A 23,980-nucleotide genomic window follows, 5' to 3' on the forward strand; every position below is an offset into this window, starting at 1 on the left:
TCCATTCAAATGCTATTCCTCTTTCGATACAAAGTCTTTCACGATGCGGGTGTATTCCTCGTGATGGTCGTGATATGCCATAGCATGAACGGAGCCTTTAGCGATGAAGATGGCTTTTCTGCCCTTCGTCTTTGCCTCATAAAGCGGATGAAGCATGGCGTATGGCACGAAGGCATCCTTATCGCCATGGATAAAGAGCATCGGTTTGGTGCTCTTGCGAACCTGCTCTATCTGCTGCGCCTCGGCAAACGACCAGCCATAGCGATACTGGCAAAGAGCAGAAGTGGTATTCATCAGCGGGAAGGAAGGCAAGCCAAACTGGTCTTTGAGCTGAGCGGAAAACTCATCCCACACGCTGGTATAGCCGCAGTCCTCCACAAAGCACTTCACGTAATCGGGAGTCTTCTCTCCCGATACTGCCATCGTGGTTGCCGCACCCATCGAAATACCATGAATCACCTGCTGGGTATTCTTCACTCTTCGTTCTTCACTCTTCACTTTAAAAATCTCATTGGCGATTTCCGACCACCTGATCACATCCCATCTATCCTTCCATCCCATCTGAATATGGTCGCCCTCGCTCTCTCCATGTCCATACAGATCTGGCAGGAGCACATTATACCCCATATCGTGATTATAGAGATAGGCGATGTGCAGCATTCCCTCGGAGCGCACCTGATAGCCATGCACCACCACGGCTGTTTTTTCCGTAGTCTTCGGTGCATAGAGATAGATGGCATGGGCCTTGTAGCCCGATGGCATCGTGACAAAGGTATCCTTCACGCAATGGTGCTGATACACGGAGTCCATCCAGCCAATCATCCAGGGGCACTCGTTCTTCATTCTGTTCTTCCAATGCTCGGCTGTCATTCTCTCCTCCTTCGGATAGTTGAGCGAATAATTGAGCATATAGTTGCTGGCGCCATACAGTCCCAATATCACGAGCGCCACCAGGACCAGAGCCGAAGCGATGCCTATCTTTCTCATCTTTTCCTGTTTCATCTTCATTCTTATTGCCATTACAAATATCTATTATAGAATTTCCGCTGCAAAATTAAGGAAAAAGATGGAGATGGCAAAGAAACAGAGGAAAAATCCTGTTAAATTGAAGCTATAATCTGCTCTTTTCTGCATTACCAGCACCCGTACCCTTATACTTGCTCTTGGTGGCATTGAAGTTATAAGTTACATTGACCAAGAACATGCGGGTATTATCTATACCGGTTCTGGTGAAGTGCGCATACGAATTATTATATTTCCAACTCTCGTTCTGTCCATGAAGCAAATCCTCAGCTTCCAATCTCACAACCAATCGGTTGTTCAGGAACGACTTGGAAATAGACGCATCCAGGGAATTCCATGCATAGTTGACACCCAATTCGCTATAATTACGCGACTGGTAAGAGTATTCCAATCTAGCCTTCCAATGATGCGGCAATACCCAGGTATTCTCCAAATCCAGATAGAGAGAAGGACGGTTGGCATTATAGTTGCTGACGTATTTGCTGGCATCAAAGAACTGATTGACCAGACCTACCGTATAGTCAAGATGCCATAAGCCTATCACCGGAGTAGCCTCAAGATAGAACTTCAGGTTCTGAATCTTATCTACATTCTCGTAATATGACAGGGCTATATCCTTATTGCCCTGGAACGGTTTCATCATATATACCGAGGCATTCTTGTTGTAGATATATTCAGCAGAGAAACTCAGCCAGGAATATTGCGCATCCCATTCCAGATGATAGGCATCCGTTGGTCGCAAGTTAGGATTACCGCTTTCATAGGAATGACGACTCGTATATCGGGTATAACCGGAAAGACGGAAGTAACTTGGTCGATAGGTCTTTGCCGTGAAACTCAACGAAGAATGCCACTTGCCCTTGTCATATCCCAAGGATACATTAGGAAATACATTATCATACTTTCTGCTCATATCCGGGTTGAGCACTCCTTCGGCATAATAGTCTGATTTTACATGCTCATATCTCACACCGGCATTCAGAGAATAATCTCCCAACGACCATGCAGCCTCAGCAAAGGTGGCAATGTTCTGTTCCTTGATTTTGGAATCATTGGATGCAGCCACACCACCCTCGTTCTTGTTGTTGGTATGACTATCAGAATTTGTGTATTCCGAACCAAAGTCTATGTTCAACTGGTCGGTCAAAGGATAAGAAACAACCAATTTACCGGCAAGCAACTTTCCTTTGGTATGGCTATCTGAACATACAATCTGGTCGCCCAACTCAGAACTGGTTTCGGTGGCTTTCTGTATCTGGTCTTTCGTCCTCCACAACGCTGATGCATTCAGGTCTATACTCCACTTGCCTATCTTACCATCATAATAAAAGTCAGCCTGATGAATAGGAGTCTGCTTGGTATCTGACTCATCGTTGAGATAATTTACATCTCCCTGGTGAACTCCATCCTGAAAGATGGAATAGTTCTGCCTAACAGTAAAATACTTGGTATAGCCAGAACCAAACTTATATTTCAGACCGATGGTATGATTTTCGTTGAATTCATAATTGAAACCCAGATTGGCATCAGGTCCATAATCTCTAGAATCAATGCGCCCTACTGATTTTTGATATATCTGATGCTGATTTCCATTGATATATTCATCCAATCCCAACTTATCATAGAAATACGAATCTGACCACATCAATCCACCGAATACATCCAGTCCACCCACACGGTAATTGAGATTAGCCTGCTCTTGCCAGGTATTCTTTATGGCAAAACCATATTTTGCCTGGAAATTACCACTCCATCCATAACCTTGCTTCTTGACCGTGGTTATACGAATCACCGAATTGACCTGGGCATCATACAGCGCACCAGGAGTCGTGATAACCGTCACGTTCTTCACATCCTTGGAAGATATGGTTTGCAATTCATTTTTGTCGGTCAGTTTTCTGCCATTGACATAAATCTCCGGTGTGTCTTTTCCAAACACCGAACAGTTTCCATCCTTATCCACACGCACTCTTGGAACCTGCTTCAACAAGTCGGCAACCATACCCGCATCACTCAGTATCGTACCCTGCACCTGGGTCTGAAATCCCTCGCGAGTCAGTTTTGTCTTGGGGCGAACCGCCTTCACAATCACCTTCTGCAGGTTCATCGTTGCCTCCTTCAAAGTAATTGAACCAATCTTACCTGTATTATATGTATTGCTTGTCGTAATATAGCCCACGCAACTTACTCTTACTATCACCTTTCTGGCTCCACAGGGAATCACGAACTGGCCGTTCTCATTTGTCACACCGCCATTAATCAATGAAGAGTCACGAACATTCAGCAGGGCTACATTGGCGAAATCTACAGGGCGTTTCTTATTGTCTATGATGCGGCCTATCATCTTGGTGGGAGTCTTCTGCGTACACTCCACAAAGATGTTTTCGCCATCTATCGTCATCTTCATCGGATAGAAGCCCATAATCTGGCGGATGGCATCCGGAGCAGTTCGCTTCACGATACTCGTGGTAACCGTGAAATCTTCCAGTTCATCATAAATAAAGTTGATACGATAATCCTTGGTGCTCTTGGCAAGGATGGTGAGCGCTTCTGACATAGAAGTGTTGCGGAAGTTGCGGGTGATGCGTTGGGCATAGATGGTCTGAAGAGAAAGGCTCATCAGACCTGCCAGCAGCATGATATATCTTAATCTTTTCATCTTATTCCACGATTAAAGTTTGACCTTCATGACGAATATTCACTTTCTCGAAATGATTCATCAGTTCGATGATATCATCCAGACTCATGTTCTTCTCCAGTTGCAGGAAGAGACGGATGTGGCGAGCCGACTCGTTCTGATAAGTTACCTGGAGATGGAAATGCCCGGCAATAGGAGTCAGGATATTCTGAAGCTCAGCGTTTTCATAAACCAATGGGAGCTGGGCAAGACTTGCAGAATCTGTCTTTTCTTCTATGTTGGATTTCTGAGGAGCAGAAACCTGCTGGATAGAATCCTTGCGGGATGACACGAGTTCGGTATTGTGCTTATCTGATGCCTGATGAGAACGGGTTACCAGATGAATGGCAGCAAAGGTGATGCCGGAGACGACAAGGACGGCTGCAACGGCAGCCACCTTTCTCATCGGGTTCCAGAGAGGAAACGACTTGGCGGTTTGCTGGGTTTCTGCATTCTGACTCATCTCTTCTTTCTGCTGTTTTTCTTCTTTCAGCTTCATCTCATCTTTCAGCTTCTCCCATTCTGCATCAATCGAAGGCATCTTCATCCCTTCCTTTGACTTGGCGAAATCCAGAGACTGCCGGGTCTCTACCAACTGCTGATAGAGTTCGTTCACTTCCTCATCGCCCAGAAGTTCATCCTTTTGGGTTTCGGAATACTTTTCGGGATGCTCCAGGAGATCGAGGAGCAAATCCCATTTCTGAGAATCCATCTTCTGAGAATCTATGTCAGATAATTCATCTTTCATTTTCTTTTCCTTTCTTCATTTTAGGGTTATTATTTTCCTTTCAATTTTTCTCTGAGCGTTCGCAAACCTTTTACGATATGCTTGTTCACTGCCGAGACGCTGATGCCCAGCTCCTCCGCCGTATCCTTATACGACATTCCTTCCCGATAGCACAATCGGATGACGGAAGCAGTCTGGTCGGTCAAGTCGTGGTCGATGCAATCCACGGCAGCCTGCCATCGCTCTTCCAGACGAGAAGGTTCTTCCTCCGTCAAATTCCCTTCCGAGAAAGGGAGAAGCCGTTTCAGTCTTTCATCTCTCTTCTTTCTGGCTATAAGATTGATGCAGGCATTCTTCACGCTCCGCATCAGGTAAGCCCGGTCTGGAACCAGCTGTTTATTCCACAATCTGGAGAACACGTCGCTCACCACATCCCTCGCCTCCTCATTATCATGGAGCAAGGCAAAGGCGAAGCGATACATCTGCTCGTAATGGTCGTGGAACAGCCGTTCCATCCGCTGTTCATTTTCTTCTGTCATCAAGTCATTTTCTTCTTGTTTCTACTCTTATATACAAGCTTTCCTGAAATCAATTACCCCTAAAATGAAGAAATCTTCTACTTCCTTTGGAAAAACCGATGCAAAGGTAATAAAAAACTAGAAAAAGCTTGCACTTTCGAATAAAAAGTGTATCTTTGCAGCTAAGAAACAACATCATTACAATATGGATAAACAAGCCATTATAGAAGCTTTACGCCATTATTTCAGCACCCAACCCGTACTGAAAGCCTGGCTGTTCGGTTCTTTCTCCAGAGGAGAAGAAACGAAGGATAGCGATGTCGATATTATGGTTTCTTTGGACAAGAGCAAACCTATTGGTTTAAAATTCTTCGGTATGTGGAATGATTTGGAAGAACTCTTAGGTAGAAAAGTTGATTTGGTATCAGAAGGAACCTTACTCCCTTTTGCACAGGAATCAGTAGAACGTGATAAAATCTTAGTATATGAGAGAACGAAGTAGAGATAAAAACCGCCTATAGCACATGCTCCAGGCGATAGAAAGAATCTGCCGATATACAAAAAGGTAAAAACTTTGAGGATTTTATCGCAGATGACATGATGTATTACGCAGTAGTCAAGAACATAGAAATTCTTGGAGAAGCTTCGAATATGCTTACCGAAGAATTTCGACAAGCACATCCTAAGACTCCTTGGAAACAAGTGAACGGCATGAGGAACTATATCGTTCATGAATATTTTCAAGTTGATAACAACGTTGTTTGGGATGTAATTACAAACGACCTTCCGGTATTAGAGCAACAAATAAAGGAGTATCTAACTGAAGAAAAATAAAAACATCGGCCAAGCAAAGAGTAAACCAACATGGTTTTGCCTTCGCTTGACCGATTGTCATATATTCATTGTTGTATTAAGAGAGTTTCTTCCTAACAAAAACTACAAGCGGCTCTTTTCTTCATTGCCGGCTCCCGTACCCTTATACTTACTGCGCTTGGCATTGAAATTATACGTACCCTGCAAGGAGATGTCCTTGCTCTCGTCATCATCCGAAAGAATGCATCTGGCCAGATTGTACATCTTCGCATAATGCTGACGGAATAACTGTTCTATGTCCTTTTTTCTGTTCATATACTATCTATACAGTTGAGCCAAGCGAAAAACTAAGCAAAACATCAACTTTTTTGTTTTTTCCTTTAAATCCGAATCGAAATCACCAAGATTCTCCCCGGATGTGAATGCAAAAGTACACAATCTATCGGAGATAGAAGACTAACGGTAAGGATAAATCGATTTTCAGTTGATTTATTTGTTCATTCCAACATTTTTTAGTACTTTTGCCCACCAAATTACAAACAAGTAAATAAGATTGGTATAAAATAGGTATTACCAAGATAAAAAAGAATAGATTAGATAAAGGAAAATAAGAATATGTCAACGATTATTTATCCATCACCGATATTCGGACCCGTGAATTCCCGCCGTCTGGGAGTTTCATTGGGCATCAACCTCATGCCATCTGATGGCAAGGTCTGTTCATTCGACTGCGTTTATTGCGAATGCGGATTCAACGCCGACTTCCGTCCTAAGAAGAAGCGCCCTACCCGCGAGGAGGTAAGAGAAGGATTGGAGAAGGTTCTGAAAGAGCGCCACGACAACAACCAGCCTTTGGACGACATCACCTTCGCAGGAAACGGTGAACCTACGGGACACCCAGACTTCAAGGGAATCGTGGAAGATACGATGGAACTCTGCAAGAAATATTTCCCTGAAGCACAAGTATCCGTACTCAGCAACGCCACCTATATATATAAGGAGGAAGTGAGAGAGGCGCTGATGCTCGTGGATAACAACATCCTGAAACTGGATACCGTGGATATGGACTACATCAAAAAGTTGGACCGCCCTCAGCAACCTAACTACAACGTGCAGGATGTGATTAAATATCTGAAGATGTTCAAGGGGCACGTCATCATCCAGACCATGTTCCTAAGAGGTGACGGATTGGACAATACCAGCGAGCATTTCGTAGCTCCTTGGCTGGAGGCTGTGAAAGACATCCAGCCTCAGCAGGTAATGGTTTATACCATCGCCCGTGAAACACCAGACAAGTTGCTGGAAAAGGCACCAAAGGAAGTACTCGATGCCATCAAGGAACGAGTAGAAGCATTGGGCATCAAGTGTACAGCCTCTTATTAAAAGATAATTAGGATTTGATATTTGTTAAAGACTTGCGATGAAGCAAAGAAGAACAAAGAAAAGAAAGAAGAAAAAAACGATGAAAGCAAAAAGTAATATCCTTATTATCAGCGACATGTGTGGTTACGGTAAGGTATCAGCCGCCGTTCAGATGCCCATCCTCTCTTATATGGGACTCGACGTGTTCAATCTGCCCACCATGCTCATCAGCAATACCTTCCCATACGGCAAGTACGCCATTCTGGAATGTACTTCGTATATCGAGGAAGCCCTGCAGAAGTGGAACGAACTGGGCATTCACTTCGATGCCATCACCACGGGTTTCATGGCTTCGGAGCGTCAGGCTAAGTTAGTGGCACGTTATTGCAGAGAACAGGCAGCGCTGGGCACCGACATCTATGTGGATCCCGTGATGGGCGATTACGGCAAGCTCTATGGTGGAGCCAGTGAGAGTACCGTGAGATGCATGAAGGAGATGCTGAGCGTATCGCATCTCTGTTTTCCCAACTATACCGAGGCTTGCCTGCTGACGGATTCTGAATACAAGGAAGAGGGAATCTCGGAGAAGGAAGCCTATGAACTGATAGATAAACTGAGAGCCATCGGTTCCCACTCCGTGCTCATCACCTCGTGCATCGTAGAGGGTCAGCATGCCGTAGTAGGTTTCAATCATCTTACAGAAGAGTATTTTCTCCTGCCCTACGAAGAAATCCCAGTTCAGTTCCCAGGCACCGGCGACATCTTCTCCAGCATCATCGTGGGCAGACTGAAGGATGGCGATCATCTTCGCCATGCCACCCGCATCGCCATGGATACCCTGCGCAACTGGATAGACATCAACAAGGATGACAAGGACAAGAACCGAGGAATTCCGATAGAAAGGCATCTGGGGGACTTGTAGATTGCCATTTAGCAAACACAGAAGCAAGGGAATACCAATTAAGTTATAATGGAAAAGAAAGAAACAAATACACTCAGTATATTTCAGCGCCCGGTATGGGTAAGCCTGTTCGCCCTTACGGCTGCGATCTCGTGGGGATGGGCTTACCCATTGATAAAAATGGGAATGGAGGAATATCAGATTACAGCAGACATGACCGGAAGCAAAATGCTTTTTGCAGGCATCCGCTTCTTCATCTCCGGCATCATCATCCTTGCCATCGCCAGAAGCTCGCATCGTAAATTCGGATTCAAGAAGAAAGCTGTCCAGAAGGAGAATCATGATGTTCAGAAGAATGGAAGTTTCAAATTCCTGACGAATACAAATGTCTGGTTCCTTCTCCTCTATGCACTCCTCAACACCACCCTTCATTATGCCTTCTTCTATTTCGGACTCTCGCATAATGCAGGAGCACGTTCGGCGATACTCAATTCTATGAGCGTCTTCACGGTGGTTATCTTTGCCTGCATCTTCTTCAAGAGCGACAGGATGACGTGGCGAAAGGCTTTAGGCTGCATCATCGGCTTCCTGGGCATCCTTGCCTTGAACCTTGGCGGAAAGGAAAGCGGAAGTTTCACATTCCTGGGCGATGGTATGATTATCCTCAATGCCCTGTGTGGAGCCAGTGCTTCCCTGCTGACCCGAGGCTTGAGCAAGAGGGTGGATGTTTTCGTAGGAACCGGTTATTCGCTGAGCATCGGTGGAGCCTTGCTGGTGATTCCTGCATTGTTAATGGGTGGCTATCTGCCAGTCATCAGCCTCTGGGGCATCACCATCCTTCTGCTGCTCATTGCCATCTCAACCATCAGTTTCGCTCTCTACAACAAACTATTGAGCTGCAATCCCGTAGGAAAGGTAGCGATATACAATTCGCTCATCCCCGTAGTAGGAGCCATCACCTCCTGTCTCTGTCTTGGCGAAACCTTCTACTGGAAGTATCTGATAGCAGGCGCATTGGCTACTGCCGGAATTTATATCATCAATAAAGGGAAGAAATAAATTCCGGCTATTGCCCATGCAACCCATATAGAAAGCAAAGCCACCTATTTCAAGATACCCGTTTCGCGCTCCTCATTGTTGATATTCCGCTGTATCTTACGGTATTCCTTTCCCCGATTGATATTCCAAGCAACACCGATACGGAACAAATTACCTCCCGAATTGTCATAACCACGAACCTGCTTGCGGAGTAATGCGTTAACGATTTCTGCAGAATAGGATTTCGGATGAGCCATAAACGGATTATGCATATAGAGCGTAAAATCGAAATCACCTATATGATAACTGGCTGAGGCTGCCAATGAAGGAGGATTATGCCCGATTTTCTCTCCCTCCATAAAGTTCCAACCATTATCAGCATACAGCATCACAGTCCATTTTCCCCAATACCCCTGTAATGTTCCACCATAATTATAAGCGGTATAACAATGACTGTACTCATCGCCCTTATTGAAAAAACGGTAAATACCTGCGTTCACAGATAATATAAGGTGGTCGGGGATAATGTCAAACCGGGTATCATTCGTAAGATACAACATATTACAATGGGGCTGATTCTCCTGGGTATAAAGAAACTGATCATCTTCCGTGCGGGTGTATTTCGCCAAATTACAATGACGATTGATGCGATAATTCAAGGTAAAATCAGTATTTATCCTTGGTTTACTGAAAGAGAACGCAACCCAGTTCTCATATCTACTGTTAGGCTTAAGCGAAGGATTACCCACAGTCCATTCCATACTGTTCTTTCGAATACGGGTATCCGAAATCATAGCTATCTGCGAAATATGCTGTGATAATTCACTTCCCAAGCGGATCTGAAACAAAGAAGAAAGGGAATAAGCCAATGTGAGTTTCGGACGACAAAGCCAAAAACTAAATTTCTCATCTCCCTGTCGATAAGACTGATTACTCAACCCGAAGCCAGCCACATAAGTTAAACGGGATGTTCCTTCCTTGAATTGTCCCAAACTTCCCTTGATTTGTGCAAAACCATAAATACCCAATGAACGGATACCATTCTCGCTAACCACATCACCCAAATACTGATTATCCATATATTTCCAGTTCAAGTTGGTTCCCGCAGAAAAAATAAAGGGTTTCAACCGGTTTTCATAGATAGCCTCGGCCATGAGCGAATAGGTCTTTCCATCTACCTGATATTGATAGGGTTCGCCCTCATCTTCAGAATAGGCACCTTTTGTTCGAATATAAGTGCCCAAAACATCTGCCGACAAAGACTGATGCTTGCCCAACTGATGATAGAAATACAAATCGAGAGCAGGAGTAAAATCCCTACCCTTGCTGGTTCTGTAAACAGGATACGCAGGCTTTCCAGATTCAGAAAGCCACATTTCATTCGATGTATAAGGCTGATTGCAGAAATCCGTGCTAAGCGTTGTCTGGAATACATATAATGCAGAATCTGCCAGATTATACTTCAACTGCAATGTATTATCAAAATTTTGAGTTGTCCCATTCATGATTTTTCGAGATATCTGATACTCAGAACCATCATGTAGAAGATATTGAGCATTCTCATTATATTCGGATGCCTTATTATCCACATAAGTCTGCTCATATAAAATATTCAATTGGCTCTTGCCCCTGTTGACGGATGCATAGACATCGTTCGAACCGAGCTTGGTAGTTAGCGCATTGGTCAAGTTGAAGCCCAAACTGCCACCCGATGAAGCCCTGCGGGTATGAATATCTATCACGTATGCAATATTCTTTCCATATCTTACGCCAGGACTGTCGATATAATCTACACTCATAATAGAAGCTACATCCAGCATCTGCACGTCATGCATATTGGCGAGAATGCCATTGATACGAATCTGCACTTCTCCCTTATGATCGGTAGCAGAAATAGAACGGCCTGCCTCATCAACCCTAATATGAGGCAAAGCTAACTTTCCCAAAAGCGAAAAACCAGAAAAAGAACGCTGCTTCTGAATATCGCTTGGGAATATCAACTTGCCATCTTCCTTGTTGACCACTCGTGCCGCCTTCACAACAACCTCTTGCAAGGCTATAGAATCATTCGATACCTGCTGAATCTCCTGGGCACTTATTTCTGCACAAGAGATCAATGCCCACAGCATCACCATGGCTGTTAACAATTTACTTTTCTTCATTGTCATCATATACTTTTCTAAAACTTGTTTTCTGTTGCAAAGGTATCAAAAAGAGAAGACCGAAGCGAAAAATATGACTGACATGAGTCTGACATTTATCAATTAACGAAAATTACATCAAAACTTACACCAACTTTCATTGAATTTCTGTACTTTTGCAATTGATTCGTTAAACAGTAACAGATTTAAACGATATAAAAAATGAAGTTGAAAGCATATCATTCCATTCTCATCTTCGCCATCCTCGTGATGTCTGCGGTATTCTCCAGCGTGAATAACTACCGCAAGGCTCAGTATGCCATTGTGCAAGATATGAACAAAGCGTTGGCTCAGACACTTCAAGAGAATAAATATCAATGGATTACGCCTGATACCATCCAGAGCTACCGCTCACATCTCAGCATCGACCTGCTGAAATCGACCAGTAATCTCTGCTATGTGATGGAAGACAGAAGAAGAGGAAGAAACAATTCCCAGTTGGTAAATAGCGTCAACCAGCTCAGTAGTAAAGAGATGCTCCTCAACGAGCATTCCATACAAAGTTATGCCAATTGTTCGATGGCAGATGTTTTTTGCATGAGCAATCAGCGGACACCTTTGACGCTTACTCTCATGGCTATGATTTGGGCTATTGCATCGCTATACTATCATCGCAGAAAACAACCCTGGAATCATGAGGCTGATATGTTCGGCACCATGTGCTATTCTCAAAACGAGGATTCCTTCTACAATCAGGAAAACGGACAATCCATCAAGTTTACTCCAATGCAGCACCAGCTGATGCAACTCTTCTTCAACAATACGCATCATCAACTCTCCAAACAGGAGATTTGTAATGCTCTTTGGCCCAAGAAACCGGATGCCAGCGAAACGCTCTATACCTTGATTCGCCGTATCAAACCGGTGATTGAGCAGAATAGCAACCTCATGATTGAGTCGGAAAGAGGCAAGTCTTACCGACTGATTATCAGATAAGTTCAGAAATGTCAGCCAAATGTCATACTTGTTATTTGGCTTTTTTCAATCTTCTTCATAACTTTGCTACTAAAAACAAAGAAACAAAAAAATGAAGAAGATTTTTTTGATAGCAGTTGTCTTGCTGATGATGATAAACTTCATCATCAACTATCACCATGAGGTTACGAAAGAGAAGCATACACCGATGGCGGATTTCAAGACCAAGGTAGAGATGGCACCCATGAAGGAATACAATGATCCGGACTTCGGCTATGTTGTCAAATATCCTTGCTTCTTCCAACAGGAGGATACTTCGGTATCGGGATACCAGGGCTATGCCCGTTTCTCATTCACCAATCATGCCAATATCATCCTGGAGAGTTACGTTACCCATAACTATAGCAATACCCTCCAGGCTTGTGCCGATTCTCTTGCCCAGAAGCTTCATTCAGAGAGGACGATGCAGGCATCGAATAAAGCATTCATCCTCTCCGGTCCTGTCTATGAAAACGGAGTAAGAGTAGATGGCTACAGTCATTACGATAAATTCATCAAAAGTGGCAGAATACTCTTCGTCTATTCCCTCACCTATCCCGACAGTTACAAGCCAGCCATGCCCCGACTGTTCAAACTCATAGACGACTGGAAAGTTTTAGGGGCATATGAATCTGACTTGAAGATATCCTCGTAAGCCTCTTGGGATTGTATTAATACAACAATCCCGAGGAAACGTTTCTTTAGAAATCTTTCCTCGGGATTTATCCACAAAAATATTACAAGAAACACTCTTACTTATTTGTCCGGCTCCAATTCCTCTATTGCGCAAATGGCTTGTAGCTCGACCTTTTTAATGTGAGAATAAGTCTTCTTATAATTATCTGTCACATTTTTAAAGATACTCTCACCGTCACTATAGAATGTAGCCAAGACAACTGCTCTATAATCTTTGAAAGGCAACAAATACCAAACTTCTGTATTATCAGCATTTTGTTGGATGTTAAGAACTCCCTCCATACGTATATTTCCTTCACTGTCAGTTATGGTAAGTCTTTTGGTTTTAACACAAAAAGTGTTGTATGTAGGATTACGGAAAGTATAATATTTATAGTACTTGTCGTTCTCTATGGCATCGGCTGCGATAGCAGCGGAATCCTCGGAAGAAACGCCTTCAACTAAACATTTTCTATTTACCACATACATCGTTCTATATATCTTCCAACGGGCAGTCCAATTTTTTACTTCTACCTTTAAAATAGCAGAGTTTCCGTCTGAGTCGGTTACGGTTATAGTAGCATTTCCCTCAGAAACGCCACTTACGTATATCTCCTTCTCTGACTCATTTGAAGAACACGAAACCTTGGCAACACTATCATCAGAAGAAGTTGCTGAGACTTTACCTTTAGCTCCATTAACATTCACCTTGCAGCCACCATCGGTATAGGTTGTAAGAGTGTTAATAACAATCTGCTTGCCAGTAATTATATCACCGGTTACTTCGTCTTCAGTGAGCTGGATTCCAGAATCATCATCGCTACAACTTGCCAAACAAAGCAAAGCTGCTAATGCCATAAAAATCATTCTAAATTTCATACGCTTCTTTATATTAAAGGGTTATAACTATTTAATAAACGCAAATCGTTTTCAAAACTTGCATGAGATTTCTCTTTCTACTTTTTATATTCTATCTCTCTACAAGAGTATTACTTTTACGTATTGCTCAAATTCAATGTGTACCAACAAGAAGTAGTGAAGAAATTCCTTGCATACTTAATTTTCCAAGCAAAACGAGGCAACAGCGTTGGAGTAAGCTTGAACTTCTGCTTATAATGAGGATTGATAAACCAAAACTTCTTGTCAACAACAGAAAATTCACATCTTTTTATCAATTTTTCAAATAACTCTATATTTGTTCTGCACTCTTTTATGCTCATCAGCTCGCTTATAGTATCATCTTCCTCTTTGCATAGTTTCAATAATGAATTATACATAGAGTTTGGTAGCAGATGTATGAACGGAAAGTGCGAACAGAGTTTGCTTCGGCAAATCTGTTGATGTCCACCAAACGGCATCTGCCATGCAGGGAATCCGACAAAGAGAACGCCTGTTGACTTTAGAAAACTTTTGAGGTGTAACAGAAATTCTCCTTTCGTTGGAACATGTTCTATTACATCATGTAATAGAATCACGTCAAACTTTTCCTCTTCATTGATTGGCGCAATGTATTTCATAAAGTCGCAACACACGAATGTGGCATTTTCGCAGATTTCCGAAAAGTATGCTTTCGCATCTATTATTCTACATTCAGCTATGTCTATTCCAGTAACTCTACAGCCAAGTTGGGCAAAGGGAACTAAATTACCTCCTTCGCCACAACCCACCTCTAATACTCTACTTTTCGAAGTCAACTTTTTGAAAGTTGACAAGTAGCTGATGTAAAACTCTTTAGATGTAATTTCCAAATCATGGAAGTATATCTTTCTATCTGTATGTCTTTTTTGCATATCTATATAATGTTTTGACCTTTTATCATATAGATACAAATTTGCCAAAAAGACTGCATGCAAAAAGAGACTTTTTACCAAGAGAACCTTATTCCAAACGGAACGGTAAATGTGAATGGACGTTCTGTCCAAGCATTCTTAATACTGCTACCATTCGGAATGTACCAATTCATGGTTGGTTCTATAAACAGATTCAGATTTGGTGCAAACTGATATTGGATTCCGATGTTTGTATTTACAGACCACTGTATCGGGAGCGTCAGTTTCCAATCTGTTGTGTATGCAGACTTATCTCCAACGATATAATCTGCATCAGTTTTTCCATATATAGGAATCAGAATTCCAGTGCCTACAGAACCATAAGTTGACAATCTCTTGAACTTCATAAATTGATAAGACAGTTTGAAAGGAGCACCAAGATAGTGGAGCTTTTGTTCCTTGTCAACACGATAGCTGCCAGTACCAAGAATGAGATATGATTTCAGATAAGAATATTGAAGTCCTGTCTCTAAACTCCATCTTTTACCTATGTTTTTATTTACAGCAATGCTCAATGTTATTGGCTTGTCATGATGTTCTACTTCTACTATTTCTCCACTATTGTGGTCTGCAATATCTGCCATGGCTACATTTTCTGTAGTAGGGTCTGCCTGGGATATGCGATGTAGCTCTTTTGCATAGTCTTCCCATGTCGTGAAATACTTCCCAGAAGGGATGGTTGGGTCTGTTGGCAGGTCCGGACCAGAAGGCAAATCATTAGTAATATCGTTACTTTTCATAAACTTACATACACTCTGTACAAGAGTCGTACCCAAAGAACCTGCAGCCAGTAATTGCCACTTATTCCTTTTGTGAACCTCAATATTTTCTGTAATCCATAATTCCTTATAGAGATTAGGGGCGATGATAGAATCTTTTACCAAGATACTATCAGTTCTATTTACAGCAAACTGCTTTTCATCTTGCAAGGTATCTGTTATATTGGCAATTATATTATGTTTTATTTCCGTTGTGTCATCACGCATTGCTGCTATAGTCTCCATGGATAGTATCTTGTGATAATGAGTACATGGATTCTGCTTTGGGGTACAGTTTGTAGAGTCAACATCGTTCTTTGATGCTGGACTAACTTGACCTTTTATTTTACGTCTGCGTGTTATATTGGTATCATTTTCTGAAAGAAGCTGTTTTTGGGTTATAAGTTGCTTATATACAGGAATAATGATGAGGACCAATACCATAATTAGTATTGTTCTCTTGCTCAATTTGTTTCTCAACAAAGCCTTAGCTCTCGCTAATTGCGAAGAAGAACTGTGTGGAGCTATATCAAGCAACTTTGCAATTTCCTGATGAGACAAACCATCTAGCACAGAAAGCTTGAATACCTTTTTGTATCCAACTGGTAATTTATCAATTTCAGCCATAATATCCTCGTATTGGATAGAAGATACTGTATTTCTACAATCATCACAGCTGTCAATCACACTTTCATCTATATCTGATAAAGAAATATATCTAAATGTATTACCCTTTTCTTTGTATTTTAATGCAAGATTAGAAGTTATACTTGTAAGCCATTGACCGAATCTGTTAGGATTCTTCAAATCTTTCAAAGATACAAGCGCTAGTATAAATGCATCTTGGACAAGGTCATCAATGACATCCTTGTCCTCTTTAAGAATATTGATACATATACCTTTCATTTTAGGATAATATATCTGATACAATGTGCTGAAAGCACTATTATCTCCTTGTTTTGCTTTAAATACTAAAGTTTGTATATTTGAATCCATGAGTATATTATTTTGCACAATTTATCCATATATAGATATGAAACCAGCATGAATACTGCACGAAAAATTGTTAAAGAACATAAAAGCGCTTGATTATTTGCATATATCAAATAATAATTGTACATTTGTGGTGAAAATATAAACATCGAAGATTATGGCACTTAAGTTATATCCATTAGGCATACAGACTTTCGAGCGAATCCGCAAGGAAAACAAGCTCTATATCGACAAGACGGAATACGTTTACCGCCTGACGCACACCAGCGGTACCTATTTCTTCTTGGGACGTCCGCGCCGCTTTGGAAAATCCCTGTTTCTCACCACCCTCCAGAGTTACTTTGAAGGCAAGAAAGACTTATTCAATGGTCTTGCCATCGAAAAGCTGGAAAAGGAGTGGACAGAATATCCTGTGCTCCACTTTGATTTGAGCGGAGGCAAACACATGAATAAAGAACAGCTGGAGAGATATCTCGCATTCATTCTGGAAACAGAAGAAAAGAAATGGGGTATCACACAGCCACAAATTGATGCCAATAACCGATTGACAGAACTGATCAATACTGCATACGAGAAATCCGGAAAACAGGTAGTCGTGCTTATTGATGAATATGATGCGCCCATGCTGGATGTGGCTCACGAGCAAGAGCAGTTGGATACCTTGCGCAATATCATGCGCAACTTCTTCAGTCCTTTGAAATACAGCGAAGCTAAACTGCGCTTTGTCTTCCTGACGGGCATCACCAAGTTCTCGCAAGTCAGCATCTTCAGCGAACTGAACAACATCACCAACATATCCATGAATGATGATTATGCAGGTATCTGTGGCATCACCAAAGAAGAACTTCTGATGCAGATGTCGGAAGATATTGAGGAACTTGCCCGAAGAAGAAATATAACGAAAGAACAAGTCATCGACAAGCTAAAAGAGAATTATGACGGCTATCATTTCACAAGATTCTCACCCGATATCTTCAATCCATATAGCCTGCTGAATTGCTTTGCAGAAAACAAGTTCGGATCCTATTGGTTTACTTCCGGCACTCCAACTTATCTCATCAATATGATGCGCAAATATCAGGTAGTTCCAACAGACGTCATCACACGAGTGGAGGCTGATGCCAGTGAGTTTGATGCTCCTACGGAGAATATGCCAACCATCATGCCGCTGCTTTACCAAAGTGGATATATCACCATCAAGGAATATCATGAAGACTACAACTATTACGTTCTTGATGTTCCTAACAAGGAGGTAAAAATGGGACTGACCAAGGCACTGATTCCATCATACGTCACACAGAATACGCTTGCAACAACCAATACAGCCCGTCGTATCGCACAGGCATTGGATAAGCAGAATATGGAGGAGGCATTAACCTTACTCCAAACATTCCTGGGAACTGTTCCTTACTGCAACAACGCTCATTATGAGGGACATTACCAGCAGATGCTCTTCATCATATTCTCTCTGCTTACAGACTATCAGGTGGACGTTGAAGTTCATACACCCAACGGCAGAGTTGACATCGTATTGCTCACCCATACAGACCTTTTCCTGTTGGAGATTAAGCTGGACAGGAGTGCGAAGTCTGCAATGCAGCAAATCAACCTGAAGAACTATCACAAACGATTTGCGCTAAGCGGCAAGCCAATAACCAAGGTCGGCATCAACTTCGACAGTAAAACTGGGAATATCGAAAATTGGGTAATCGAAAAAGCATAAGATAAAAATGCTTTTACCTTATTTATCCCCTATCACCAAACGCTATTTATCCTTTCTTTTTATACACAAAAGTGTAATTCTTAAGCCACATTCTTGAGAAATACACTTTTGTGTCAAAGGCTTTTTCATATAAAGCTATACTTTTGCAGCAGAAAAATAAAGAATCAAGCAAAACTGTAGCAATATGAAGGAAAAAGTAATTTTTACCACAGCGTTGTGCCTCTCGGCTATGACTCCAATGATGGCGCAGAATATCATCGGCAAGGTGATGAACACCAAGGGAGAACCTTTGGCGTTTGCCAATGTAGTATTATTGAATAGAACAGACTCGGCTTTCATCAAGGGCGCAGTGAGTGGAAAGGATGGCAGCTTTGCCATCGACTCTTCCTGCAACGGCGGAATCATCAAGGTGACATCTGTAGGCTATAAGACAATCTGCAAGGATTGCACAGGTGAGAATGTGGGCATTATCAAGATGGAAGAAGACAGTAAGATGCTCGGCGAAGTTGTCGTGAAGTCATCCCTGCCTAAGACTATCCTGAAGAATGGCGGAATGACGACAACCGTTGTCGGATCCGTACTTGAGAAGGCAGGAACAATGGAGCACCTGCTCGACCGCATCCCTAACGTTTCTGCCCAGAATGGCAGCATCAAGGTATTCGGCCGCGGTGAGCCTGTTATCTATATCAATGGACGACAGATGAGAGACAAGAGCGAGCTGGACCGTTTGCATTCCGACAACATCAAGTCGGTGGAAGTTATCACTAACCCTGGTGCTCGTTACGCAGCCAGCACCAAGGCGGTCATCCGTATCACAACGAAGAAGATACAGGGTGAAGGATTCGGATTCGATGCGAAGACTACTGGTGAATATGATGAAAAGAAAAACTTCGGCGGGTTTAGCCAATTGAATATGAGCTATCGCAAGAATGGCTTAGAGCTGGGTGCATACGCCTTTGGAGCAAGACAATACCAGCCAGACAATAAAGACTTACAGCAGAAGACTTATCTTGACAAGACTTGGAACCAGAAAAGTGAGATAAGACAAGTAGGTATTATCGAAGCCATGAACTTTCGCCTGGATGCCAGCTACCAGTTGGATGCCAACAACTCTATAGGTGCCAACTTTGGTTTTCTTAGAAATCCTAAGCAAACATGGAACGGCGATATGAGTTCTTCTATATTGCAAGACGAAGAATTGTCTGAAAATTCTGACAGTCATGCTGATTTCTTTTGGCAGAAGAATAATCTTTCAAGCAATATTTACTATGTAGGAAAGATTGGTAAGCTCAGCATCGATTTCAATACAGATTGGCTATGGTCGAAGGAATACCAGAACGATGTTACCAAAGAGCAATACCAGGAAGTGGGGATGAATGCACAAAGCCAAACGGCTCATAGCTTGACTAACAAGGACTATCATCTGCTCGCTTCCAAACTGGTGCTTTCTTACCCATTATCAGGAGGTAATTTGTCTTTGGGTGGTGAATATTCCAATACCCATCGTACCTCAAAGTATCAAGTGGTGCCAACTAACTTGGTATCGGATGACGACAGCCGTATTACAGAAAGTATGACATCTTCATTCTTGACCTATTCAAGAGATTTCGGTAATCTGAGTTTGGAGGCAGGTATGAGATACGAGTACATCGACTTCAATTACTATGAATATGGCAAGTATGTGCCAGGACAAAGCAAGTCGTATGGCAATTGGTTCCCATCGCTCAGCTTATCGATGCCTGTGGGCAAGGTACAGATGCAGCTGAGCTATGCAGCCGACATTAATCGTCCTTCCTATCATAATTTGCGCAGTGGCATTCAGTATGATAACCGATACACGTATGAAACGGGAAATCCATTTCTGGTATCTCAGATAAGCAGAAATCTCAACTACGAGTTGGCTTACAAATGGTTGACATTCGACATGACCTACAGTCATACTTCACATCCAATTATGCCAACAGTGGAGACTTATAAGGATAATCCTGCAATAGGCTTGATGAAGCCAGTAAATGGGAATTCGTATAATGACGTAGCTGCATCCATCAACTTGCGCCCTTCGTTTGGCATCTGGTATCCTTCGCTTACAGCATCCATTGACAAGCAATGGTTTGGCATGGAGACGCACGATGGAAAATCACTCAACAAGCCAATGGCTTCATTCCGTTTTGACAATACGCTCAACACCAAATTAGGAATGTTTACGTGGATGATGTCGTATATCACGAAAGGCCATGATGAGAATCAGTATCTGTACAAGCCAATGTTTTGCACGAATGTTTCCGCATATAAGGCTTTATTGAAAGACCATTTGTCGTTTCAGCTCTTCATCTATGATTTGTTCGGGACAAACGATAGCCACATGATTGCTCATTTTGGCAAAATAAAGGAAATGGTGTATGATGGACTGTCAACAAGCAAAGTTTCGCTTACTGTACGGTATAAGTTCAACACTACAAGAAGCAAATATAAGGGTACGGGTGCTGGAGAAAGCCAAAAGAACAGAATGTAATCTGTCTGCAGCATCCGGTAATGGTGTAATGACAATAAATCTCTCTATAAATGAACAACCCAATAAAATTGTTGATTAGTGGCGCAGACATGGGAGGCTTGATAGCTTCCTGTGCCTTGCGCTATGACTTCCATGAAAGCCATCGGCAGGAAGATAGATTTCATATCTATCGCATAGAAAAGGATACGCTGACGATGGAAGATGTGGCTGCATGCGACTTGTCGGGCATCCGGTATGCGGTGAATGCAACCTTGCATGACAACGAAGCCTCGTTTGCTTTCGATGAAAAATGCAAGGAACGGGGCATCACCGTTATCCATGTTGTCAATCTTGGCAAGGCTGCCTTTCTCGCTGTAGAGAAACCGAAAGGCTATCCATTCAGCGAAATAGTGAAAAAAGGAACGGATGATTTCCGTTGCTCACTGGGCAAGTATATCTCGCAGTACGGTATGTTCTGGCAGATGCCTGTGCCTTGGGTGGATGAAGCCATCAGACATTATTCTGAGGAGTCTTTCCCGCAACAGGGCATCGGGGCATATATTGCCGCCGGCTACTGTGCCAACATTCTCGCAAACCTTGCGGAAGGCAAGGAGGTGAAATACTTCCCCAAGTTCTATCTCTCGCCATTGTTGGAAGAGATATGATTGCGATTATATCATCTGATAGTTCGTGGCATGAAACAGCGCTTCGGCAATGTTCTTCACGCCCATCTTGGCGAAAAGGTTGCGCTTGCAAGCCTTTATCGTATCCACCGACTTGCATAGTCGGTCGGCAATATCATTCATCGTGTAACCTTGGGCAGACAATCTCAAAACATCTCTCTCTGTCTCGCTCAAGGTTATGCCTTCTTTCTTTTCCCACTTGTGGCGCAATGTGGAATATTCAAAATAGCTACGCTCACCATTCTTCTGCATGATGATATGTCCCGGTTCATCGGTTGCTGCCAATGATACGGTGCAGAGGGCAAGCCAGATTCTTCCATCATCAGAAAGAAGTATCGGAGTAAGGTGATGATGAATCAATCGGCTATGCCTACCATTGGTAAGATGAAAGTCGTACGAGATGGTATAGTCCAGGCGGTCGCCTACGGGCAATTCGTTGAAAAGGTCAAAACCTTTCTTGTTCACTTCGAGCAGCATCTGCAGGTCAGCATCCGGAACATGGTCGATATACATCTGATAGCCTGCGTCCATCAACTGCTCCGGTTCCAATCCGCAGAGATAAGCGAGGTTATCTGATGCATAGATGAAGTCCTGATGAAAATAGTCGATGATATAGACACACTGGTAGGTGCTGCGGGCAAAGGCCTTTGCCGCATTCACCAATAATTCAATCTTCTCGTAATCTTCTCTGTTGATATGATTCACCTCGTTGGAATGGAGGAAGAAATCGTCTTTTTCTTTATTCATAAGCTATTCTGAATATTCGTCTGCAAAAGTACATGATTTTATTTGATTACCACTCTATGGTATTGTTTTATTACAGATAATTAACTCAACTTTCGTACACGCGAAAGTTGAGTAACCATACTTTCAGAAATTGAATCTTCCAGGAATAAAATTTTCCTAATACTTTTTGTCATTTCAAATAAAATCCGTAACTTTGCGATGTGCTTGTAAGAAAAGGCAAAGAATTGCCATTCTTCATATATGGTACAAACAAAAAGTCTAACCCTTTAAATTTAGAAAACCATGCTAAATAAGAAAGTAGAAGAGGCGCTCAACGCCCAGATTAATGCAGAGATGTGGTCAGCTTACCTATATTTGTCTATGGCGGCATATTGCCATGCCAACGGCAACCCTGGTATGGGTAACTGGTTTCAGGTTCAGTTTCAGGAGGAGCAAGACCATGCCAAGATTATGTTCAATTACATCATCCAGCGTGGCGGTCACGTGGAATTGAAGGCTATTGATGCCGTTCCTACCACATGGGAGAATCCATTGGATGTCTTCGAGTCAACCTTGGCGCACGAGCAGAAGGTTACCTCCCTCATCAACAACCTCTTCGCTCTCACTACCCAGGAGAATGACTATGCCACACAGAGCATGCTCAAGTGGTTTGTAGATGAGCAGGTGGAGGAAGAAGAGAACGCCCAGAACATCATCGACAACCTTCGCATGATCAAGGACAACGGCTATGGTCTCTATATGCTCGACAAGGAGCTTGGCGCAAGAGTCTATACCCAAGCAGCTCCATTGGCCAACAAGGCGTAAAATGAGTATATAAATTTGCGGTGAAATAGAGAATGATTGCGTATGAAGAAGAACCAAATTATAGAAGCGATGCACAACAAATTGTATGAGATAGACCCTCACGCAAAGGCTATCCTTTTCGGTTCTCGCGCCAGAGGTACAGAACACGAAGGAAGCGATTGGGACATTCTTATTCTTCTCGACAAGCCAAAGGTCACTCTGCAAGATTACGACAAGTATTCCTATCCACTAAGAGAATTAGGATGGGATATTGATGAAACTATCAATCCTGTACTATTTTCACAAAAAGAATGGGAAGAAAACCGCCATACCTTATTTAATCATAATGTAACAAGGGAAGGGATTGTTATATGACAAGGGGACAACTTTACCTTATAAGCTCAAAATAAAAACATCCTTCATCATTTCTTTAATACCTCTAAATATCAAAGACTTATGGTGAAGGATGTTTTTATTATAGACCGTTACTTACTTCCCTTTCTGCGGTTACAGTCCCTACAAAGCATTTGGCAATTCTTAACCTCCGTTCTTCCACCGTCACGCCAAGGCGAAATATGGTCGCCCTCCATGAATTGATAATCGAACTCTTTGCCGCAAATGGCGCACTTATGGTTCTGCTTTTCCCATACGGCAAGCTTAATCTTGTCGGGAAAAGCACGGAGGTCGAGGTAATGCTCATCACCCGTCAAAACATACGGGATGATGCCTTGCTGTTTTTGGATTTCATCATCTCCTATCAAGTCGATGATTTGCTTTTCCATCGCCTTGATATCGAGTACCTTCTCATGATATTCGTCATAGAATTTCGCCCAATCCAAGCCCTTCATTATTTTCTTAAATTTCTTCATGTTGAAGGTATCCATAGCCCAACGCAATACGCTCTGGAAATAAGTCCATAGAGGCATGGCGTTAATGTCATGCTGATGTAGGCTCATATAACTAAAGTTTCCCACCCTTGTTTATAGGGCATTTTTGAGTCCTTAATGTTCCATCAATCCCTATAAACAGGGCATTTTAACGGTTACCTAAAAAGTGTTTCATGCCACTTCTTTCCCATTTTCCC

At 42.5% G+C, this 23,980-nt stretch carries 23 protein-coding genes; 12 read left to right on the plus strand and 11 right to left on the minus strand.

The window, feature by feature from the left end; all coding sequences use genetic code 11:
- Positions 1 to 12: 12 nt before the first annotated feature.
- The 4 genes from EXN75_RS10230 to EXN75_RS10245 all read right to left on the minus strand — a co-directional run bounded on the left by EXN75_RS10230 (position 13) and on the right by EXN75_RS10245 (position 4,966).
- Positions 13 to 1,020, minus strand: coding sequence for an alpha/beta hydrolase (locus EXN75_RS10230; protein ID WP_134843729.1), 1,008 nt, complete (start codon positions 1,018 to 1,020; stop codon positions 13 to 15).
- Between the two features lie 91 nt (positions 1,021 to 1,111).
- Complete coding sequence (locus EXN75_RS10235; RefSeq protein ID WP_134843730.1) at positions 1,112 to 3,682, minus strand: outer membrane beta-barrel family protein; 2,571 nt, start codon at positions 3,680 to 3,682, stop codon at positions 1,112 to 1,114.
- 1 nt (position 3,683) lies between these two features.
- On the minus strand, positions 3,684 to 4,448 hold the full coding sequence (locus tag EXN75_RS10240) for a DUF4974 domain-containing protein (protein ID WP_134843731.1): 765 nt from the start codon (positions 4,446 to 4,448) through the stop codon (positions 3,684 to 3,686).
- A gap of 29 nt (positions 4,449 to 4,477) precedes the next feature.
- The gene (locus tag EXN75_RS10245) at positions 4,478 to 4,966 is read right to left on the minus strand and encodes an RNA polymerase sigma factor (protein WP_246031363.1); all 489 of its coding nucleotides are present in this window, start codon (positions 4,964 to 4,966) and stop codon (positions 4,478 to 4,480) included.
- A gap of 184 nt (positions 4,967 to 5,150) precedes the next feature.
- Between EXN75_RS10245 and EXN75_RS10250 the strand changes: the two genes are divergently transcribed.
- Together EXN75_RS10250 and EXN75_RS10255 are read left to right on the plus strand one after the other, a co-directional pair.
- Positions 5,151 to 5,447, plus strand: a complete 297-nt coding sequence (locus EXN75_RS10250) for a nucleotidyltransferase family protein (protein ID WP_134843732.1) — start codon at positions 5,151 to 5,153, stop codon at positions 5,445 to 5,447.
- Positions 5,448 to 5,500: 53 nt separating this feature from the next.
- Positions 5,501 to 5,779, plus strand: coding sequence for a HepT-like ribonuclease domain-containing protein (locus tag EXN75_RS10255; protein ID WP_281279466.1), 279 nt, complete (start codon positions 5,501 to 5,503; stop codon positions 5,777 to 5,779).
- Positions 5,780 to 5,881: 102 nt separating this feature from the next.
- Here the strand turns inward: EXN75_RS10255 and EXN75_RS18260 are convergent, their stop codons facing one another.
- Positions 5,882 to 6,073: a hypothetical protein gene (locus EXN75_RS18260; protein WP_246031364.1), complete on the minus strand. Its 192-nt coding sequence runs from the start codon at positions 6,071 to 6,073 to the stop codon at positions 5,882 to 5,884.
- Positions 6,074 to 6,373: 300 nt separating this feature from the next.
- Here EXN75_RS18260 and EXN75_RS10265 point away from each other — a divergent pair, with 300 nt between their 5' ends.
- The 3 genes from EXN75_RS10265 to EXN75_RS10275 all read left to right on the plus strand — a co-directional run bounded on the left by EXN75_RS10265 (position 6,374) and on the right by EXN75_RS10275 (position 9,080).
- Positions 6,374 to 7,141: a radical SAM protein gene (locus tag EXN75_RS10265; RefSeq protein WP_134843734.1), complete on the plus strand. Its 768-nt coding sequence runs from the start codon at positions 6,374 to 6,376 to the stop codon at positions 7,139 to 7,141.
- A gap of 79 nt (positions 7,142 to 7,220) precedes the next feature.
- A complete protein-coding gene (locus EXN75_RS10270) occupies positions 7,221 to 8,042 on the plus strand; it encodes a bifunctional hydroxymethylpyrimidine kinase/phosphomethylpyrimidine kinase (RefSeq protein WP_117663641.1) in 822 nt (273 codons plus the stop codon).
- Between the two features lie 48 nt (positions 8,043 to 8,090).
- Positions 8,091 to 9,080: a DMT family transporter gene (locus tag EXN75_RS10275; protein WP_134843735.1), complete on the plus strand. Its 990-nt coding sequence runs from the start codon at positions 8,091 to 8,093 to the stop codon at positions 9,078 to 9,080.
- A gap of 44 nt (positions 9,081 to 9,124) precedes the next feature.
- Here EXN75_RS10275 and EXN75_RS10280 read toward each other — a convergent pair whose 3' ends face one another.
- Positions 9,125 to 11,221 (minus strand): TonB-dependent receptor, encoded by a 2,097-nt coding sequence (locus EXN75_RS10280; protein ID WP_134843736.1) that lies wholly within the window; start codon positions 11,219 to 11,221, stop codon positions 9,125 to 9,127.
- Positions 11,222 to 11,422: 201 nt separating this feature from the next.
- Here EXN75_RS10280 and EXN75_RS10285 point away from each other — a divergent pair, with 201 nt between their 5' ends.
- Together EXN75_RS10285 and EXN75_RS10290 are read left to right on the plus strand one after the other, a co-directional pair.
- Positions 11,423 to 12,196 (plus strand): winged helix-turn-helix domain-containing protein, encoded by a 774-nt coding sequence (locus EXN75_RS10285; RefSeq protein WP_246031365.1) that lies wholly within the window; start codon positions 11,423 to 11,425, stop codon positions 12,194 to 12,196.
- Between the two features lie 91 nt (positions 12,197 to 12,287).
- Positions 12,288 to 12,869, plus strand: coding sequence for a hypothetical protein (locus EXN75_RS10290; protein WP_134843737.1), 582 nt, complete (start codon positions 12,288 to 12,290; stop codon positions 12,867 to 12,869).
- Between the two features lie 101 nt (positions 12,870 to 12,970).
- On the opposite strand, the gene EXN75_RS10295 is transcribed toward EXN75_RS10290, so the two are convergent.
- From EXN75_RS10295 to EXN75_RS10305, 3 genes are all read right to left on the minus strand, one after another.
- Positions 12,971 to 13,747, minus strand: a complete 777-nt coding sequence (locus EXN75_RS10295) for an Ig-like domain-containing protein (protein WP_167639491.1) — start codon at positions 13,745 to 13,747, stop codon at positions 12,971 to 12,973.
- A 137-nt stretch (positions 13,748 to 13,884) separates the two neighbouring features.
- A complete protein-coding gene (locus tag EXN75_RS10300) occupies positions 13,885 to 14,679 on the minus strand; it encodes a class I SAM-dependent methyltransferase (RefSeq protein ID WP_134843739.1) in 795 nt (264 codons plus the stop codon).
- 74 nt (positions 14,680 to 14,753) lie between these two features.
- Positions 14,754 to 16,472 (minus strand): sigma-70 family RNA polymerase sigma factor, encoded by a 1,719-nt coding sequence (locus EXN75_RS10305; protein ID WP_134843740.1) that lies wholly within the window; start codon positions 16,470 to 16,472, stop codon positions 14,754 to 14,756.
- Between the two features lie 154 nt (positions 16,473 to 16,626).
- Between EXN75_RS10305 and EXN75_RS10310 the strand changes: the two genes are divergently transcribed.
- The 3 genes from EXN75_RS10310 to EXN75_RS10320 all read left to right on the plus strand — a co-directional run bounded on the left by EXN75_RS10310 (position 16,627) and on the right by EXN75_RS10320 (position 21,348).
- Positions 16,627 to 18,192, plus strand: a complete 1,566-nt coding sequence (locus EXN75_RS10310; RefSeq protein ID WP_134843741.1) for an ATP-binding protein — start codon at positions 16,627 to 16,629, stop codon at positions 18,190 to 18,192.
- 184 nt (positions 18,193 to 18,376) lie between these two features.
- Positions 18,377 to 20,704: a TonB-dependent receptor domain-containing protein gene (locus EXN75_RS10315; RefSeq protein ID WP_134843742.1), complete on the plus strand. Its 2,328-nt coding sequence runs from the start codon at positions 18,377 to 18,379 to the stop codon at positions 20,702 to 20,704.
- A gap of 50 nt (positions 20,705 to 20,754) precedes the next feature.
- Entirely contained in the window at positions 20,755 to 21,348 is a 594-nt protein-coding gene (locus EXN75_RS10320) for a hypothetical protein (RefSeq protein ID WP_134843743.1), read from the plus strand.
- Between the two features lie 6 nt (positions 21,349 to 21,354).
- Here EXN75_RS10320 and EXN75_RS10325 read toward each other — a convergent pair whose 3' ends face one another.
- Positions 21,355 to 22,113 carry a helix-turn-helix transcriptional regulator gene (locus tag EXN75_RS10325; protein WP_117663653.1) on the minus strand — a complete coding sequence of 253 codons (759 nt, stop codon included), beginning with the start codon at positions 22,111 to 22,113 and terminating at the stop codon, positions 21,355 to 21,357.
- Between the two features lie 282 nt (positions 22,114 to 22,395).
- Between EXN75_RS10325 and EXN75_RS10330 the strand changes: the two genes are divergently transcribed.
- Positions 22,396 to 22,917, plus strand: a complete 522-nt coding sequence (locus EXN75_RS10330) for a ferritin (RefSeq protein ID WP_134843744.1) — start codon at positions 22,396 to 22,398, stop codon at positions 22,915 to 22,917.
- Positions 22,918 to 22,959: 42 nt separating this feature from the next.
- Positions 22,960 to 23,271, plus strand: a complete 312-nt coding sequence (locus tag EXN75_RS10335; protein ID WP_134843745.1) for a nucleotidyltransferase domain-containing protein — start codon at positions 22,960 to 22,962, stop codon at positions 23,269 to 23,271.
- A 110-nt stretch (positions 23,272 to 23,381) separates the two neighbouring features.
- Here EXN75_RS10335 and EXN75_RS10340 read toward each other — a convergent pair whose 3' ends face one another.
- Positions 23,382 to 23,870, minus strand: coding sequence for an HNH endonuclease (locus EXN75_RS10340; RefSeq protein ID WP_246031366.1), 489 nt, complete (start codon positions 23,868 to 23,870; stop codon positions 23,382 to 23,384).
- Between the last annotated feature and the right edge of the window lie 110 nt (positions 23,871 to 23,980).

Origin of the sequence: Segatella hominis (assembly GCF_004535825.1) — a bacterium.
GTDB classification, from domain to species: Bacteria; Bacteroidota; Bacteroidia; order Bacteroidales; family Bacteroidaceae; genus Prevotella; species Prevotella hominis.